Source organism: Stenotrophomonas sp. CASM114 (genome assembly GCF_049384325.1).
Taxonomy (GTDB): Bacteria; Pseudomonadota; Gammaproteobacteria; order Xanthomonadales; family Xanthomonadaceae; genus Stenotrophomonas; species Stenotrophomonas muris.
This window is the reverse complement of the sequence record NZ_JBMRGJ010000001.1, coordinates 216,245-228,655: the sequence shown is the minus strand read 5'-3', so window position 1 is coordinate 228,655 and position 12,411 is coordinate 216,245. Positions and strand designations below refer to the sequence as shown.

Here is a 12,411-nt window from a genome sequence, read left to right as displayed (position 1 = left end):
GGAGAAAATGCAGATGCCTTCCCAACAGTCCCTTGCCTGCGCCTGCGGCCAGGTCTGCCTGACCACCACCGGCAGCCCCATCGCCAGCGTCGAATGCTGCTGCGACAGCTGCCGCAGGGCCGGCGCCCGGATGCAGGCGATGCCCGGCGCACCGCAGGTGCTGGGGCCTCAGGGCCAGACGCATTTCGTAATGCAGCGCAAGGATCGCGTCCGCATCGATGCCGGGCATTCCCGGCTGCACGCGTGGCGGTTGTCCAGCACGGCCGGCAGCCGCCGCGTCGTGGCGGGCTGCTGCAATACGCCGCTCTTCCTGGAGTTCAGCGGTGGCCATTGGCTGAGCCTGTATGGGCTGTTGTGGCCGGACGCGATACGCCCCGCCGTGGAGATGCGGACGATGGTCAACGATCTTCCCGACGCGTCTGTCCTTCCCGGCGATGTGCCCAACCTGAAGACCCACTCGCTGCGGTTCCATGCCCGGCTGTTGAAGGCGTGGATCTCCATGGGCTTCCGCAGCCCACGCATCGAGATCACGGGAGACAGCCATGCCTGAGCCCGAGCGGATCGAGATCGAGAGCATCCACACGCCCGGGCACATCCAGCGCGTGGATCGCGCCAAGTACATGGCCATGCGCGCGGCCCTGCTGCGTGCCTTGCCCAGGCAACCTCCCGGGATGACGGTGGCGCAGGCGAAGCAGGCGCTGTTGCCGCACCTGCCCGCATCGCTGTTTCCGCAAGGCGCCACGGCCGGTTGGTGGCTGAAAGCCGTGCAGCTGGACCTGGAGGCCAAGGGCGTGATCGAGCGTCTTCCAGGCACGCCACTGCGCCTGTTCAAGCACGTGCCGGCCGGCTGATCAGCGCTGCGCCGGCAGCTCCAGCCGATGCTTGCGGCACAGCCGATACACGGTCACCCGCGAGATCTGCATCTGCCGCGCGCACTCGGAGACGTTGTAGCCGGTCTGCCGCAGCGTCTGCAGCAGCACATCACGTTCGGCCTGGCCGCGGGCATCGTGCAGCATCGCCCCCGGCGGCGCATGCACGGGCCCTCCCAGTTCGAGGTCACGCTCGCTGATCAGCTCGCCTTCGGCCATGATCGCCGCCCGCTGCACCCGGTTCAGCAGTTCGCGCACGTTGCCGGGCCATTCGAAACGCCGCATCGCCTGCAGCGCAGCGGGTGCAAAGCCACGTGCCCGCACGCTGTGGCGCAGGCGGAAGCAGCGCAGGAAATGCTCCGCCAGCAGCTGCACATCAGCGCCGCGCTCGCGCAGCGGTGGCATCAGCAGGCGCAGCACGTTGAGGCGATAGTAGAGATCGCTGCGGAACCGCACCTGCGCCACCGCGTGCTCCAGTTCCACATGGGTGGCAGCCAGTACACGCACGTCCGCCCGCAGCGGCTGGCTGCTGCCGACCCGCTCGAACGTACCTTCCTGCAGCACGCGCAACAGGCTGGTCTGCGCTTCGGCCGGCAGGTCGCCCACCTCGTCAAGGAACACGGTTCCGCCGGATGCGGCCTCGAATACGCCGATCTGGCGCTTGTCAGCACCGGTGAACGAGCCACGCTCGTGGCCGAACAGCTCCGACTGCACCAGGTTCGCAGGGATGGCACCGCAGTTGACCGCGATGAACGGCTTGCCTGCACGGCCGGACAACGCGTGCAGTGCATGTGCCGCCAACTCCTTGCCGGTGCCGGTCTCGCCGGTGACCAGCACCGGCAGATCGACCGGCGCGAACTTGTGCAGTACGGTGCGCACCGCATGCAGCGCAGGACTCTCGCCGATCAATGCGCGCGGCCCCTGCCCGCCGCACACTTCGTCGGCAGACGTATCCTCCGCGTCGAACTGCTGGCGCATCGCCGCCACCAGGTCCTGCAGGCCGAAAGGAAGCGTGAACCGCGAGATGCAACGCTGCAACAAGGGCAGCCACGCTGCAGGCGTGGGCCCTGCGCCAGGCGGCAGCACCGCCAGCCACGTCAGATGCGCGTGCTGTTCGATCCACGGCGCCAGCAATTGCAGGGCCGGCGCATCCAGATGGCGAAGATCCAGCACGGCGAGCAGCCGGTCGCGCCCGCGCAGGCCGATGGCCATCGCCGGGTCGGGATGGATGCGACGCACGTACCAGCCTGCGGCCGCCAGCGCGCTGCGCTCGTTCGCCAGCGGCTCGCCGAACCAGAGCACGCATCGTGACGCAGAAGCCTCCGGGACCGCTGCCATGCTTCCCCCAGCATCCGGACACCGTTGGCGGACTGTCAGGCAATCACCGGCGTGCCGCCCCTCCGCCGGGACCTCTACGGCCACCGCGGCGGCCTTTGTTGCGCGGATCCTAGCGCTGCGCCAAATGGCGGCGCAATGAGCGGCGCGTCAAGAAAGCACTGGCTGAAGCGGCATCGTTACAGTCCGCGGCGGCACCTGTAACACCCGTGCGACAGTCGGGCGCCCGCCTTGCCCTGCGGCGCTTGGCGCTGCGCAATCCCAACATTTTTCCCACGCTGCTGTAACGACATGGCAGCAACGCCCCACGCCTGCCAGTGCCCGCCCCCCTGGCTGCCAAGCCTTTCAGGGTTGGCACGGATGATGCGTGGTTCCGCCGCACCCATCACGGGAGATCGGCATGGACGGCATCACCCCCATTCGCGGCCTGCTGGCAATGCTGGCCCTGACCTTGCTGTCGATTGGCGCGAGCGCCTCTGCCTCCGGTGCCCGCCAGGGCGTGAAGGCACAACCGGGCGAAATCGTCCTGTTGCGGGATGTGGCCGCGCGACCGGCCTATCGCATGGCGCCCCCGGGCATGGCGCTGATCGCCGACCCGAAACCGCAGCGCGAGATTGCGACGGCGCTCGGTGCGGGTACCCCGGCAAACGCGATGGACGAGCTGAGCGATGAGGACTATGCCGGCATGGGGGCGGGGCACACGGCTGCGACCGCGACCCCCACGGGCACCACCGTCGAACGGGTCGCCCAGCAGGCCCTGGGCGGCACGCTGGGACGCAGCAGTGACGGCATGCTCGGCAGCAGCCTCGGTGGCGCACTGGGTGGCCCACTGGGCGCGGTCGGGAACAGCACCCGCGGCATCGGCGATACCGTGCGCGGCGCGCTCGCCCAGTTCCCGTTGCAGGGCCCGGCCCCGGCAGGTGGCAAGTGAAGCTGGCACGTTGGCTGCTGCTGGTCCTGTTTGCCACGCCGTTGATGGCGCAGGCCGACGACTACAGCGGCATGCTCGCCTACCTCGACGTGGCCCGCATCGACGGTCACGCCCTGGCGGGTGCAAACGGCGCCATCGCGTTGAACCAGGCGGCCGGTGACCTCAACCTGCAGGCCAACCTGCATGGCATCGCCACCGGCGAACGCGCCGACGTGTTGATCGGCAACCGGCAACTGCGGGCCGGCAACCGCGTGCTGAGCGCACCGGCGCACGCCACCGCCGTCATCGACGGCAACGCGCTGGCCGGTGCCAGCGGCATCGCATCCATCAACCAGGCCAGCGGCATCGCCAACACGACGCTCAACGTCGTCAGCGCGACGCTGGCCCGACAGGGCATACGCGAATCCGACGATACGGCCTTGGCCGCCGAAGGTTCCGCGTTGGCAGGGGGGCGGGACGACGCCGGTCGCGGCGTCGCGACCGGCACCCGCAGCGCCGGTGTCACCGGCACCGCGCTGCGGGGATTCGACGGGGTCCTGCAACTCAATCAGATCGCGGGCAGCGGCAACGACACGGCCAATGTGCTGGGCCTGGTCGTGCAGGACCGCCCGTGACAACCACCCAACCGATGCACCACCCGATGAGAGAGAGGGCACCATGAAAGCGACCGTCAAACGGACCATGCTCGCCATGGCGATTGCCACTGCCTCGACCGCCGCTGCGGCCAATGGCTGGGACAACCAGAACGCCAACGCGAACATCAACCACAACCACACCGTCAGCGAAACCCGCAACGACACCCACAACCACACCGACAACGACGTACGCAACCGCACCGTCAACGTCAATGTGCAGAAGCACAGCACCATCCAGGCCGACGAGCGCAAGGAAAAGAACAACCACGGCGTCGACGTGAACCTGGAGAAGGACCTGCGCCTCAGCACCGACGTCAATTTCTCCGGCGACCCCACCATCACCGGCGACATCGACCTCGACTCGGCGGCCATTGCGGTGATCGACAACCGCCAGTCGATCAGCAGCAACGCCACCAGCAACAGCCTGGTCACCAACAGTGCGTCCATCGGTGACAGCGTAGGTGCCGGCGCCTCCGGCAACCTGGGCTTCAACGTGGTATCGGGCGACAACAACGCCCAGGACAATGCTGCGTCGCTTTCCGCTGCCGATGCGTCCTTCAGCTTCGGCATGGCCGACGCCGAGGTGTTCGTCAACCAGGCCGGCTTCGGCAACGCCACCATGAACTCCGGCGTCACCAATGCCGCAGGTCTCGGTGGCAATGCCTTCGGCGGTGCGTCCGGCAACATCGGCGTCAACATCGCCTCGGGCAACAACAACGAGCAGAAGAACGCGCTCGCGGCCTCGGTCGCAACCACGGCGGTGGCGCAGTCGAGCATCAGCTCCAACCAGGTCTCCACCGGCAACACCGTCAGCAATGCCGGCTTCGTGCAGTCCTACACCGATACCGTGCAGGTCGGCCTGCATGGCGGCGTCAGCGGCCTGACGTGGGGCTATGGCGCCGGCACCTACCGCGGCACCGGCAATGCCTACCAGATGGCCAACTATTACCTGGATACGTGGAACGGCGCACTGCCGCATCCGGGTGGCAACAGTACCGGCCACATCGACCTGGACAACGAGATCCAGAACGCCACGATGAACCCCAACCGGCCGGGGGTGGGCGGCCTGGGCTTCGATACGCGTGAAAGCGGCACCAGCCAGTTCGTCGAACTGGGCGTGGCCGATCTGTACGCCAGCCTGAGCGGCACGGTCAGCACCACGCGCTGGGTGAACGTCAACGCCACCAACACGTCGGCCTTGTCCGGCAATGCCTTCTCCGGCGCCTCCGGCAACATCGGCGTGAACGTGGCGGCGGGCACCGGCAACCTGCAGGCCAACAGCCTGGCCTTGGCCGTAGCCCAGCCCAGCACCGGCGGTGGTGGCGGCAACGGCGAGTAAGTGCACCACCCCGGCCGTCCGCCAATGGCCGGGTTCCCGGGAGCCCCTGTTCCTCCTCCCCCTTGGGGCAGGGGCTCCCTCCTGCTGCTGGAGAACGTGATGCTCGGCCACCGTCTATCGATATGCCTGCTGGCCTGCCTGCTGTTGCTGGGCGGTGCATCGGCGCGGGCGGGCGACGTCGGCTTCGCCGGCGTGCTGCCCAATGGCGCACTGCTGCAGCAGGAGGTGGAAAGCATGCAGGAACGGCGCTACCGCAACGTGGTGCGGCAGCACACCGATTACAGCTGCGGGGCGGCCGCACTGGCAACCATCCTGCGCCATGCCTATCACCTGCAGACCGACGAAGCGACGGTGATCGAAGGAATGATGGGGGTATCCGATCCAGCGCTGGTGGCCGAGCGTGGTTTCTCGCTGCTCGACATCAAGCGCTACGTGGAATCGCTGGGCATGCGCGGGCGCGGCTATCGTATCGATGAAACACGCCTGCGCACGCTTCGCGTTCCCGGTCTTGTGCTGATGGACGTGCGCGGCTTCCGCCACTTCGTGGTGCTCAAGCAGGTGCGCGACGGTGTGGTCGAGGTGGCTGATCCCATCCTCGGCAACCGCAGCCTGGCGCTGCCTGAATTCCTCGCTGCGTGGCCATCGCGTGCCGTCTTCGTGGTGATCGGCAGCGATTTCGATCGCAACACGGTCCTGCTGCAACCCAGCGAACGGCCCAGTGCCCGCGCGCTCTACGCGCGACAGGGGCCGATCACCGATGCCGAACTGGTCGACTTCGGCTTCAGCCACGCCGACCTGTTCTGAAGGAGGTTCCGCCATGTTCCGTCACCGCCTGTTGATGGTCCTGCTGCTGGCCTGCCCCGCCCTGCCCCTGCAGGCGGCGGACGCGGCGCCCGGGCGCGGCCTGAAGGAAATCCCGGATCCCGAACTGAACCTGATGCGGGGCCGCTACACCGTGGGCGGCAATACCGTCGCCTGGTTCGGGGTGACGATGGTCTCGCAGTGGCAGGCCAGCAACGGAAGCGTGTTGCAGGGTGCGTTGACCCTGGGCATGGACTTCCGCGGCGGCGGCAGCCCGAAGATGAGCTTCCAGCCCAGCGTGCACGTGACCGCCGCAGATGCGCCGCTGCCGGACACGCAGGGTCGCCACATCGACAGCAGCGGCCTGGCCAACGCCAGCGGCGTGGTGCAGAGCGTGCAGGTGGCCGGCGATGGCAACGTCGCCCGCAATGCCACCACGCTGGTGGTACGCAATGGCGCGGTGCCGGCCCTGCCGGGTGACGGTGCCCATTCGATCAGTGCACACGCCGCAGGCGTCTCGGCCTCTGCGGTGCTCGACGGCAACCAGGCACGCCTGCTGTTGCAGGTAGATGGCCAGGGCCTGGTCGAGCAATGGATACGCAACGGCAGCGTCGGCCAGGGCATCGCCCTGGCCGGTGACGGCCAGATCGCCAGCAACCAGCTGCGGCTGGAGCTGGTGCGGGATACCGCGGGCGGCAACCTGCCGTTGAGCCAGAACGTGGCCCAGGCGATTGCGATGAACCGCGGCATGGGGCCGGGCCGGTAGCACCACGGCACGGCGTTGGGGGAAGCGTTCCACAACGCAGGACACGAACATGCACACCCTGATGAGGATCACCCCGTTGGCGCTGGCGGCGCTGGCGGGCACCGCCTTCGCCGCGCCACCCGCGGCGGACGATGGCGCCGACGTGCAGGCACTGGCCAACCAGCTGGAGCAGCTGAAATCCAACTACGCACAGGAAGTGCGGCGGCTGCGCGAACTGGACATGCAGGTACAGGCGATGCAGGCGCGGCTGAGTGGGAAGGTTGGTCCGATGGCCCCGTCTACGACTGCGCCCGTCGAGCATGGCTCGACCCTACAGACGTCGCCGGGCAGCGAAGGCTATGCCAGCAGTGCCGCCGAGGCGCAGCAGGCAAAGCAGGAATCGCGGCGCAGCGTGGATGATGTGAAACAGCAGCAGTCGGCGCTGTTCTCGCGCCGCTTCACCGTCGAGAACAGCCTCACCTACGCCCGCTACGACCGCAAGCAGCTCACCCTCAATGGCTTCCTGGCGCTGGATGCGATCTTCCTCGGCAACATCGCCATCGAGAACGTCGAGTCCGATTCGCTCACCTACAATCTGGCCGCGCGCTGGGGCGTCAGTCCGAACCTGACGCTCAACCTGGACGTGCCATACCTGGCGCGGCGCACCGTCTACCAGAAGGGCGGTGCCGGCGGTGCGGCGGCCGCGATCGCGCAGGAACAAACCAATGGCAACGGCCTGGGCGATATCGGCCTGAGTGCGAACTACCGCTTGTTCGGCGAGCGCGGCTGGCGCCCGGAAGCCGTACTCACCGCCGGAGTGACCGCACCCACCGGGCGTGCACCTTACGGCCTGGACTGGAAGGTGATCGAGCGCGATGACGATGACTACATCCGCTTCGCCGTGCCCAAGGAACAACCGACCGGCAATGGTGTGTGGCAGGCCAACGTCGGGCTGTCGGTGGTCAAGACAGCCGATCCGGCGATCCTGTTCGCCAACCTCGGCTACGTGCATTCGTTCCCGCGTGGTTTCAGTGACATCGACAGCAACCCCGACACGGTCAACCCGGGTGACGTGAAGCTCGGCGGCTCGGTCTACTTCGGCGCCGGCGTGGCCTTTGCGTTCAACGAGCGCACCAGTCTCAGCCTGTCCTTCAGCGACCGCATCAGCGCCCGTGCTTCCACCCGTTTCCAGGGCGGAAAGTGGATGAAAGTGATTGGCAGCGACGCCAACGCGGCGTCACTGAATCTGGGTGTGACGTACGCGCTCAACCAGCACACCACGCTGGTGACCCTGCTGGGCATCGGGCTGACCCCGGATGCACCGGACTTCACGCTGGCGTTCAAGATCCCTTACATGCTCTGACCCGCCCGATCCGGCGACGCTGTGGCCGACAGCCCCTCGCCGCCGGATGGCGCTACCCACGCGCAGGCCCTGTGTGTGCTCCAGGGCAACGCGCCAGCGCTGGCGACGACGGCGATGATCATCAGTTCCGCCGTATTCACGCCGCACCTTCACGGTGATCCCACCGCATTCTCCGTCGATTCCGCCAATCCGGCGGCGGCGCCATTTCCTACTCTGGCCCCACGGTGAAGCCCAGGCCGCTGCAGGCAACGCACCGTGACACTGGATACCACGCACTTCCACCCTTTCGCAGGAGCAGGACATGGCATTTCCAACCGCGGTAAACGACCAGATCACCGATTCGGTCACCCAGGCCAACACCAAGGTGCTGGGCGACGCGCCCGCCGTGGCAGTGGGCAATCTGTACCAGGCCACCGCACAGGCGCTGGCCAACGCCGCCCACAACGCCACCAACGCGCAGCAGCAGTCCTACGTCACCGCGCAGTCGGCCACCACCATGGGCGTGGCCACCCTGTACTCGATCGATACCGCCACCACGGCGGTAGCGAGCAAGGAAATCCTCAGCACCCGCGTCCGCGGCCTGGGCTCCTGATCTGTCGTTCCATCGCTGACCCGCCAACCTCAAGGAGATCGACATGGCATTCCCGACCGCTGTAAACGACCAGATCACCGATTCGGTCACCCAGGCCAACACCAAGGTGCTGGGCGACGCGCCCGCCGTGGCCATGGGCAATCTGTACCAGGCCACTGCGCAGGCGCTGGCCAACGCCGCCCACAACGCCACCAATGCGCAGCAGCAGTCCTATGTGACGGCGCAGGCGGCCACCACCATGGGCGTGGCCACGCTGTACTCGATCGACACCGCCACCACCGGCGTGGCGACCAAGCAGATCCTCGGCGCGTGATGCGCCGGCAGGCAAGGAGCTGAGCCATGGCATTTCCCACGGCCGTCAACGACCAGATCACCGACTCGGTCAGCCAGGCCAACCTGCAGGTGCTGGGCGTGGCGCCTGCCACGGCAATGGGCACGCTGTACCAGGCCACCGCGCAGGCGCTGGCCAATGCCGCCCACAACGCGACGCTCGCCCAGCAGCAGATGTATGTCACGGCGCAGGCCGCGACCACGATGGGCGTCGCGCTGCTCTACGCCGTCGATACCGGCGCCACCGGCGCCGCCACCCGGAAGATTCTCGGCTGATTCCATTGAGTGCCGGCAATCTCCGTTCCTGTAGTGCTGTCCACCCTAGGAGCTTCCACCATGGCATTTCCCACCGCCGTCAACAGCCAGATCACCGATTCGGTCTCGCAGGTCAACACCAAGGTGCTTGGTGATGCGCCGGCCATCGCAATGGGCAACCTGTTCGTGGCCACCAGCCAGGCGCTGTCCAACGCCGCGCACAACGCCACCAACAACCAGCAGCAGTCCTACGTGACCATGCAGGCGTCGACCACCCAGGGGGTGTCCACGCTGTATGCGATCGACACCGCCTCCAACGGCGTGGCCACCCGCGAAATCCTGGGCCTGCGCTGACGTGTCGGCCCGGCGTGACGCCAACCACCGCGCCCCCGCCCAGGGCGGCGTCACGTCGGGCCCCTGATCGATGGCCGCATCGCCCGCCACCGGCTACCTGCTGGCAACCACCAGCGCCGGATCCGGTGTGGCGATCGCCCTTGCCCCCTCGTTCGCGATGTCCGCCACCTACCTGGCGATGGCCGACAGCCTCGGCCTGGCAATGCAGAACGCGGTGGCCAACCAGCAACGCGGCCAGGTGACCGCCGGCGCAAGCCTGGCCCAGGTCCTGGCCCTGATCATCCAGAAGGGAGCCGTTCCGTCATGAGCAGTGAGAACACCGTCAACAGCCAGATCGTCGACAGCGTCAGCGCCGCCTCGACGCTGCTGGTGGCCCAGGGTCCGGCGCAGTCCTTCAGCATGCTGGACATGGTGATGCTGGAGACGCTGGGCACCGCCATGCACAACGCCGTCGCGCGCCAGCAGGGTGCAGGCATGGTCAGCAACGCAGCGGTCACCGCCACCTGCGCGAAGATGATCAACGCTCCCTGGCCGGTGCCGCCACCCGCTCCGGAACCCCCTCCGCCGCCACCGCCGCAGGTCATCCCCCTGCCCGGCCCGGTGCCGGCGCCCCCTTCGCCTGCGGCGGTGATCGCCGCGGCCACCGCAGAAGGAAAGACCGCCATCAGCGTCCTGCAGGCACAGACCCACGGTGCCACTGCCGACGCTGCGGCCGCTACCAGCAGCCTGCATGCACTCCAAACGCTTGCAGGCAATGCGGCAGCGCCCGCGCCCGGTCCTGCGCCCGACCCCGCGTCCGGTCCGGATCCGGACGCAGGTCCCGCCCAGGATCCCGCGCCAGACTCCCCTTCCCCTTCCCCGGCGGACGACGCTGACGCCGGGGCCTGACAGACTGCAGGCCGCCTGCGGCCCCACCCGCCCATCAAGGAGCCCGTATGGACCCGAGCAACGTCAACGCCCAGATCATCGATGTGATCAACCAGGTGCAGACGGCCACCATGTCAGCGACCGTCGTGACGACCAGTGGTGCCGGCAAGGCCTACCAGTCGGTGGCCCAGTCTGCGGCGATCGCCGTACAGGATGCCGCCGACGCCCTGCGCAATGTCTCAACCATCGCGACCACCGCGGCCGGCGTGGCCATGGCCCAGTACCTGGCGACGGGGGACGAAAAGTACGCAAGGGTGCTCACGCAGGCGCAGAACATGATGCAGGGGGCCACCGCCGACTTCAACCGCGTCGGCAATGCCGCTGCGACCGTCCTCAAGGAATTTCCGGCCCAGTGAGGCCGCCAGGAGATCCACGCATGAGCATTTTCATTGCCGGTCGTTCCATCCCCCAGGCCAACCTGATCAGTCAATCCTGCAGGCATGTCCTTCAGTTCATCGACGGCGGCGAGCACTGGTTGAAGTGGGCCATGGAATCGCACGAGCACCGCTACGCTTTCTCCGACGAGGGCACGATGCTTGATGGGGTGCAACAGGGCCTGCACGGTTCGCGCATGACATGGTTGCCGCGCACCGGGTTGCAGATCGGTCCGGTCAAGCTGCTCAGCCTTGGTGCCAGCGACCTCGGTGCCCTGCGCAACATGGAGTTTGATGACGAGACACGCCTGTCGCACAACGAGGCACAGCGAGTGCTGGAAAAACACCGGCTGCTGACCAACGCCGAGCTCGGCGCCTCGCGCGCGTTCCTGGCTTCGATCGGCGCGGCCGACGCACCCCTGCTGCAGCAGCTGGACTTTCGCGAATCGGTGGCGCTCCACCAGCTGGCCCGTGAGGTGGACATGTCCGCAGCAGGGCGCGACGACCTGGCCGACGCTGCCGGCTTCGCGCTGCTGCACGCACGCAGGCCCATCGAGTTTGCCGACTACTTCCGCTTCTACCAGCGGGTGAGCGCAGGGGGTGGCAGCCGCGAGCATCGGCTGACGCGTGCCACCCGTGCGTTGCAGCAGGTGCTGCCGATCCTGTTCGGCTTCCTGGACGGGCCGCAGCTGCCACAGTTGCCGTCGCCAGAGCAGGTGCGCGAGGCGATCGACGCAAGCCTGGCCGCGCACCGGCAGATCGGCTATGCCCGCATCTCGCTGGCCGCCCAGCAGATGGCGGCCTGCTTCGACGACGAACCCGAACTGCTGCAGGATGACAGCCGGTTGCGCGAGGCCGCGCGGTGGCAGCTGCGCGATGCGCAGGAATTCCTCAACGAGCATCCGGTTTCCCGTGGCCGGCTCGGCCAGGACGGTGCCAGCGTGCAGTTCGCGATCGATGGTTCCAGAGCGAAGGCGCTGATACAGGTGGAGGACAATGTGATCACCCTGCAGGATTACCGCCGAACCCGCCGCTACCTGGGCGATGAAGCGCGAGTGGATTATCAGAAGGATGCAGTGTGAACCCGGCTCCGGCGCCAGATGGCGATGGCGTGCAGGCAGCAACAGAGGCCTTTGCTTCGGCAGCCGGCGCGGCCGTTGCTGCCGGACGCCTGGCGGCCCGGCAACAGGCGCAGAAGATCCTGGCCGATGCCCAGGCGGCATTGCGCCACATCCTGGGGGAGCGCAGCGACGGTGCTCCCCCCTCATCCCCAGCAGGAGCACCGACGATGACCTTCCCGACCCCGCTTCCCGGCAAGCCCACTCCCGCCCATCCGGCGGGCAGAACCCCGATGGAGATCGCCCAGGAACTGGCGGACGCCGCAATGGCTGCCAGTGAAGAAGGCATCCGCGCCGCGATGAAGGTTTCGCAACGCGCGGTCGAGGCCGCCGCTGAGGCCGCGCGACGCGCGGACGAAGCCGCCGAACAGGCCGTGCAGCGCGCTGCTGAAGCCAACGCGCGCTGACGCCCCATCTGCCATCCCAACGCCCCGGGCAGGCCC

The 12,411-nt window shown here is 67.7% G+C and carries 18 protein-coding genes; 17 read left to right on the top strand and 1 reads right to left on the bottom strand.

Annotated features, from left to right (window positions below):
• Nucleotides 1–7 precede the first annotated feature (7 nt).
• A complete protein-coding gene (locus VG566_RS01050) occupies nt 8–550 on the top strand; it encodes a hypothetical protein (protein ID WP_241883909.1) in 543 nt (180 codons plus the stop codon).
• Nucleotides 543–851, top strand: a complete 309-nt coding sequence (locus VG566_RS01045) for a DUF6958 family protein (protein ID WP_164109329.1) — start codon at nt 543–545, stop codon at nt 849–851. Before VG566_RS01050 ends, VG566_RS01045 begins: the two co-directional genes overlap by 8 nt.
• Here the strand turns inward: VG566_RS01045 and VG566_RS01040 are convergent, their stop codons facing one another.
• Nucleotides 852–2,207: a sigma-54 interaction domain-containing protein gene (locus VG566_RS01040; RefSeq protein ID WP_032957575.1), complete on the bottom strand. Its 1,356-nt coding sequence runs from the start codon at nt 2,205–2,207 to the stop codon at nt 852–854.
• 397 nt (nt 2,208–2,604) lie between these two features.
• Here VG566_RS01040 and VG566_RS01035 point away from each other — a divergent pair, with 397 nt between their 5' ends.
• The 15 genes from VG566_RS01035 to VG566_RS00965 all read left to right on the top strand — a co-directional run bounded on the left by VG566_RS01035 (nt 2,605) and on the right by VG566_RS00965 (nt 12,375).
• On the top strand, nt 2,605–3,135 hold the full coding sequence (locus tag VG566_RS01035; RefSeq protein WP_241883910.1) for a hypothetical protein: 531 nt from the start codon (nt 2,605–2,607) through the stop codon (nt 3,133–3,135).
• 44 nt (nt 3,136–3,179) lie between these two features.
• A complete protein-coding gene (locus VG566_RS01030) occupies nt 3,180–3,749 on the top strand; it encodes a hypothetical protein (RefSeq protein WP_241884047.1) in 570 nt (189 codons plus the stop codon).
• 43 nt (nt 3,750–3,792) lie between these two features.
• Complete coding sequence (locus VG566_RS01025) at nt 3,793–5,109, top strand: adhesin (protein WP_423172609.1); 1,317 nt, start codon at nt 3,793–3,795, stop codon at nt 5,107–5,109.
• A 99-nt stretch (nt 5,110–5,208) separates the two neighbouring features.
• Nucleotides 5,209–5,913, top strand: coding sequence for a C39 family peptidase (locus VG566_RS01020; RefSeq protein WP_197557067.1), 705 nt, complete (start codon nt 5,209–5,211; stop codon nt 5,911–5,913).
• A gap of 13 nt (nt 5,914–5,926) precedes the next feature.
• Complete coding sequence (locus VG566_RS01015) at nt 5,927–6,676, top strand: hypothetical protein (RefSeq protein WP_197557066.1); 750 nt, start codon at nt 5,927–5,929, stop codon at nt 6,674–6,676.
• A gap of 49 nt (nt 6,677–6,725) precedes the next feature.
• Nucleotides 6,726–8,018, top strand: coding sequence for a transporter (locus VG566_RS01010; protein WP_134966317.1), 1,293 nt, complete (start codon nt 6,726–6,728; stop codon nt 8,016–8,018).
• 301 nt (nt 8,019–8,319) lie between these two features.
• Nucleotides 8,320–8,610, top strand: a complete 291-nt coding sequence (locus tag VG566_RS01005) for a RebB family R body protein (RefSeq protein ID WP_005416648.1) — start codon at nt 8,320–8,322, stop codon at nt 8,608–8,610.
• 43 nt (nt 8,611–8,653) lie between these two features.
• Nucleotides 8,654–8,923: a RebB family R body protein gene (locus VG566_RS01000; protein WP_005416649.1), complete on the top strand. Its 270-nt coding sequence runs from the start codon at nt 8,654–8,656 to the stop codon at nt 8,921–8,923.
• Nucleotides 8,924–8,949: 26 nt separating this feature from the next.
• Nucleotides 8,950–9,216 carry a RebB family R body protein gene (locus VG566_RS00995; protein WP_006446865.1) on the top strand — a complete coding sequence of 89 codons (267 nt, stop codon included), beginning with the start codon at nt 8,950–8,952 and terminating at the stop codon, nt 9,214–9,216.
• A 60-nt stretch (nt 9,217–9,276) separates the two neighbouring features.
• Nucleotides 9,277–9,549, top strand: coding sequence for a RebB family R body protein (locus VG566_RS00990; protein WP_005416651.1), 273 nt, complete (start codon nt 9,277–9,279; stop codon nt 9,547–9,549).
• Nucleotides 9,550–9,619: 70 nt separating this feature from the next.
• Nucleotides 9,620–9,856: a RebB family R body protein gene (locus tag VG566_RS00985; protein WP_032957589.1), complete on the top strand. Its 237-nt coding sequence runs from the start codon at nt 9,620–9,622 to the stop codon at nt 9,854–9,856.
• A complete protein-coding gene (locus VG566_RS00980; RefSeq protein WP_049406879.1) occupies nt 9,853–10,437 on the top strand; it encodes a RebB family R body protein in 585 nt (194 codons plus the stop codon). Before VG566_RS00985 ends, VG566_RS00980 begins: the two co-directional genes overlap by 4 nt.
• 47 nt (nt 10,438–10,484) lie before the next feature.
• The gene (locus VG566_RS00975) at nt 10,485–10,832 is read left to right on the top strand and encodes a hypothetical protein (protein WP_046430815.1); all 348 of its coding nucleotides are present in this window, start codon (nt 10,485–10,487) and stop codon (nt 10,830–10,832) included.
• A 20-nt stretch (nt 10,833–10,852) separates the two neighbouring features.
• Nucleotides 10,853–11,932: a hypothetical protein gene (locus VG566_RS00970; protein WP_241883912.1), complete on the top strand. Its 1,080-nt coding sequence runs from the start codon at nt 10,853–10,855 to the stop codon at nt 11,930–11,932.
• A complete protein-coding gene (locus tag VG566_RS00965) occupies nt 11,929–12,375 on the top strand; it encodes a hypothetical protein (RefSeq protein ID WP_241883913.1) in 447 nt (148 codons plus the stop codon). The genes VG566_RS00970 and VG566_RS00965 overlap by 4 nt, the downstream gene beginning before the upstream one ends.
• The last annotated feature ends 36 nt before the right edge of the window (nt 12,376–12,411 follow it).

What these genes read in the sequence shown, in the direction of transcription:
- VG566_RS00985 (WP_032957589.1), top strand. Translation starts at nt 9,620, where the DNA reads ATGGCCGCATCGCCCGCCACCGGCTACCTGCTGGCAACCACCAGCGCC.
- VG566_RS01010 (WP_134966317.1), top strand. Translation starts at nt 6,726, where the DNA reads ATGCACACCCTGATGAGGATCACCCCGTTGGCGCTGGCGGCGCTGGCG.
- VG566_RS00995 (WP_006446865.1), top strand. Translation starts at nt 8,950, where the DNA reads ATGGCATTTCCCACGGCCGTCAACGACCAGATCACCGACTCGGTCAGC.
- VG566_RS01045 (WP_164109329.1), top strand. Translation starts at nt 543, where the DNA reads ATGCCTGAGCCCGAGCGGATCGAGATCGAGAGCATCCACACGCCCGGG.
- VG566_RS01025 (WP_423172609.1), top strand. Translation starts at nt 3,793, where the DNA reads ATGAAAGCGACCGTCAAACGGACCATGCTCGCCATGGCGATTGCCACT.
- VG566_RS00990 (WP_005416651.1), top strand. Translation starts at nt 9,277, where the DNA reads ATGGCATTTCCCACCGCCGTCAACAGCCAGATCACCGATTCGGTCTCG.
- VG566_RS01015 (WP_197557066.1), top strand. Translation starts at nt 5,927, where the DNA reads ATGTTCCGTCACCGCCTGTTGATGGTCCTGCTGCTGGCCTGCCCCGCC.
- VG566_RS01035 (WP_241883910.1), top strand. Translation starts at nt 2,605, where the DNA reads ATGGACGGCATCACCCCCATTCGCGGCCTGCTGGCAATGCTGGCCCTG.
- VG566_RS00980 (WP_049406879.1), top strand. Translation starts at nt 9,853, where the DNA reads ATGAGCAGTGAGAACACCGTCAACAGCCAGATCGTCGACAGCGTCAGC.
- VG566_RS01050 (WP_241883909.1), top strand. Translation starts at nt 8, where the DNA reads ATGCAGATGCCTTCCCAACAGTCCCTTGCCTGCGCCTGCGGCCAGGTC.
- VG566_RS01000 (WP_005416649.1), top strand. Translation starts at nt 8,654, where the DNA reads ATGGCATTCCCGACCGCTGTAAACGACCAGATCACCGATTCGGTCACC.
- VG566_RS01030 (WP_241884047.1), top strand. Translation starts at nt 3,180, where the DNA reads ATGGCGCAGGCCGACGACTACAGCGGCATGCTCGCCTACCTCGACGTG.
- VG566_RS01005 (WP_005416648.1), top strand. Translation starts at nt 8,320, where the DNA reads ATGGCATTTCCAACCGCGGTAAACGACCAGATCACCGATTCGGTCACC.
- VG566_RS01040 (WP_032957575.1), bottom strand. Translation starts at nt 2,207, where the DNA reads ATGGCAGCGGTCCCGGAGGCTTCTGCGTCACGATGCGTGCTCTGGTTC.
- VG566_RS00975 (WP_046430815.1), top strand. Translation starts at nt 10,485, where the DNA reads ATGGACCCGAGCAACGTCAACGCCCAGATCATCGATGTGATCAACCAG.
- VG566_RS00970 (WP_241883912.1), top strand. Translation starts at nt 10,853, where the DNA reads ATGAGCATTTTCATTGCCGGTCGTTCCATCCCCCAGGCCAACCTGATC.
- VG566_RS01020 (WP_197557067.1), top strand. Translation starts at nt 5,209, where the DNA reads ATGCTCGGCCACCGTCTATCGATATGCCTGCTGGCCTGCCTGCTGTTG.